The 2,601-nt window shown below is 32.0% G+C and carries 4 protein-coding genes; all 4 read left to right on the top strand.

The genetic code is table 11. The features are described from left to right. Positions 1 to 233 precede the first annotated feature (233 nt). The 4 genes from HZR21_RS11365 (at position 234) to HZR21_RS11380 (ending at position 2,563) form a co-directional block, all read left to right on the top strand. A complete protein-coding gene (locus HZR21_RS11365) occupies positions 234 to 1,229 on the top strand; it encodes an ArdC-like ssDNA-binding domain-containing protein (RefSeq protein ID WP_180747700.1) in 996 nt (331 codons plus the stop codon). A gap of 38 nt (positions 1,230 to 1,267) precedes the next feature. Beyond that, on the top strand, positions 1,268 to 1,537 hold the full coding sequence (locus tag HZR21_RS11370) for a hypothetical protein (protein ID WP_180747701.1): 270 nt from the start codon (positions 1,268 to 1,270) through the stop codon (positions 1,535 to 1,537). 192 nt (positions 1,538 to 1,729) lie between these two features. Then, positions 1,730 to 2,077: a plasmid mobilization protein gene (locus tag HZR21_RS11375; RefSeq protein ID WP_180747702.1), complete on the top strand. Its 348-nt coding sequence runs from the start codon at positions 1,730 to 1,732 to the stop codon at positions 2,075 to 2,077. Positions 2,078 to 2,092: 15 nt separating this feature from the next. Further along, positions 2,093 to 2,563, top strand: a complete 471-nt coding sequence (locus tag HZR21_RS11380) for a relaxase/mobilization nuclease domain-containing protein (protein WP_180747703.1) — start codon at positions 2,093 to 2,095, stop codon at positions 2,561 to 2,563. Positions 2,564 to 2,601: the final 38 nt, after the last annotated feature.

The following is a 2,601-nucleotide window of genomic DNA, read 5'->3' on the forward strand; positions in this document are numbered from 1 at the left end:
CGGATTGACCAGAATGATAGAAGGCGATAAGGGTTTCTTTAAATTCTTTTGAGTAGCGTTTTTTCATGTTTTTGTCCTTTGTCTAAATTATACAATAGTGACTCTAAGATTTAAGGATAACATCAATGTCACTCGTTACAACAAAAGAACTTGATCAAAATAAACCTGAAATACTAAAAGAAGAAAGTATACAATTATCGGATAAATCTTTTGACTCTGAATTTCCTAGTGAAGTGTCAGAAGAAAAATCAGTATCAGATATGATCCTTGAAAAAGATACAAAAGGTTTATCGGAGCATATGAAAAAAGGCATCAAAAATTATTTACAATCTGATCAGTATGCAACATTTTTAAAAGCTATGGGCAAACTTCACAACTATTCGCCTAAAAACATTCAGCTTCTTTTATCACAAAATAAAAATATTTCAATGGTTGCAGGTTTTAATACTTGGAAAAAAGATTTTCAACGCACTGTCAATAAAGGTGAAAAATCCTTAAAAATATGGATGCCTTTTACAGTTAAACAAAAAGACGAAAACGGAAAAATCAAACTAGATGATCAAGGGAAACCAATCACATTTACTGGTTTTAAATTAGGCTCGGTTTTTGATGTTTCTCAAACTAACGGTAAAGATATACCCAAAGCCCTGTATGAACTTTCTGAAACAAAGGAAGATTATCAAGACCTTTACAGGTCTCTACGTGCCACATTACAAGAAAGTCAAATTGATATTGAGTGGAAAAATCTTCCTGAAGCAAAGGGTTATTATAGTCCAACTGAAAATAAAATCGTTCTAAAAAGTGGGCTATCTTCAACACATACAATTAAAACAATTTTACATGAAATGGCACATTCAAGGTTACACAAAGATGGGTCATTTGATAAATTATCTGAAGCCTACAAATTGCAAGAATTACAAGCTGAAAGTATTGCCTATGTTGTTTCAAACCATTTTGGCATTGATACTGGTGCATATAGTTTTGGATATTTAGCATCATGGTCTGATGATAAAAAAGGCTTATCTGATTTTGAAAGTCAGCTATCAATTATTCAATCTGAAGCTAAAAAAATCATTGATACAGTAGATGCCAAACTTGAAAAAATCAAAGAAAAGGGTACTATTGAAAATACTTTTGAGAATAAATTTTCATCTTTTAAGCAATCAAAAACTGATAAGGAGGTGGGTAATAACTTGTCTCAAAATTTAGGAAAAGCCAACGGCTTATGAACTGACCTGAAAAAAATAAAAGAAAATGAGGATATATCATGACACAAATTGAAATCACACAAACTGTACTCTTTGACTATTTAATGGCAATGTCTGTCAATGGAAAAATAGAGCTACGAGAAAATGCTGAAACACTTACACGGAAAAAGATGCTTGCCAATATTGAAAAGGACTTTAAAGAAATTGAAAGTCTGGGCATTGATTTACTCTTTGAATATGCGACAACTATTGAGCATTTAAAATCAATTTCTGATGATGATTTTGAAACTTTAAAAGATACAATCATCAAAGTTGATTTAGTATCTTGATTTCAAAAAGGGGGATTGGGGAACACCCCAAAAATTTATAAAAAAGGTAGGAGTAGTCAATTTGACTATTCCTGACCTTTTTATAAAACAGCAAGTGGCTATCCACTTGCTAGTCCTGCCAGATAAAAAGTATACCCTGGTGTAACTGCTTTGTAACAAATAAAAATTTTTAAATATGGGGGTCAATTGCACATGACAGAAGTAAAAAGAAATAGATATATTGAAAAGAAAATAAGATTGAGACCCGATGAAAACAACTACATTAAAAACAAGATGGATAATGCAGGTCGGAAAAACTTCAATGCCTTTGCACTTGAAATGTTAATACAGGGTCAAGTGACTATTATAGATTTTAAATCTTTGAGCGACCTCAAAATTGCGATTGATAGGGTCGGAAAAAATGTCAATCAGATCGCCAAAAAAGTAAATGAGAGTGGGGACGTTTCAAAAAATGATATTGATGAAACAAAAAATCTACTTAAGAAAATAGAAGCTGCTGTCTATCAAACTATTCAAACAGAATATAAAAAATACAAATAATGAAATGGGGCTATAATGGTTGTTGTCGTTAAAACAATGCAAATAAAAACACCTGAACGTTTAACAAGGTCTGTCAAATATATTTTAAACCCTAAAAAAACAAATGTACCTTATGTAGAAACTGAAAAAGATTTTCCAGTCACATTTACTGAAGATAAAAAATTGATGCAATTGGTTTCAGGACATCAAATTTCAAATGTAAATTATGCTGATCAAGAATTTTTTCTAACAAAGATAATGGCTAATGCTAGCAATGGCAATCCTGATAATTCTGACATGAACAATCCTAATCGAGTAATGGCACATCATATTGTGCAATCATTTGCCCCTGATGAAAACTTAACTCCTGAAGAAATTCATGAACTAGGGAGAAAAACAGTTTTAGAATTGACTGGTGGCGATCATGAGTTCATAGTAGCAACTCATGTTGACCAAGATCATAGACATAATGTGCGCCCAGATAGGGTGTTAAGTCAAGTAGTTTAAGGTACTACTCTGTAAGATAACACAGAAAACAGCCAACC

It is taken from the genome of Pseudolactococcus laudensis, from assembly GCF_013449735.1.
In the GTDB taxonomy this organism is placed as follows: Bacteria; Bacillota; Bacilli; order Lactobacillales; family Streptococcaceae; genus Pseudolactococcus; species Pseudolactococcus laudensis.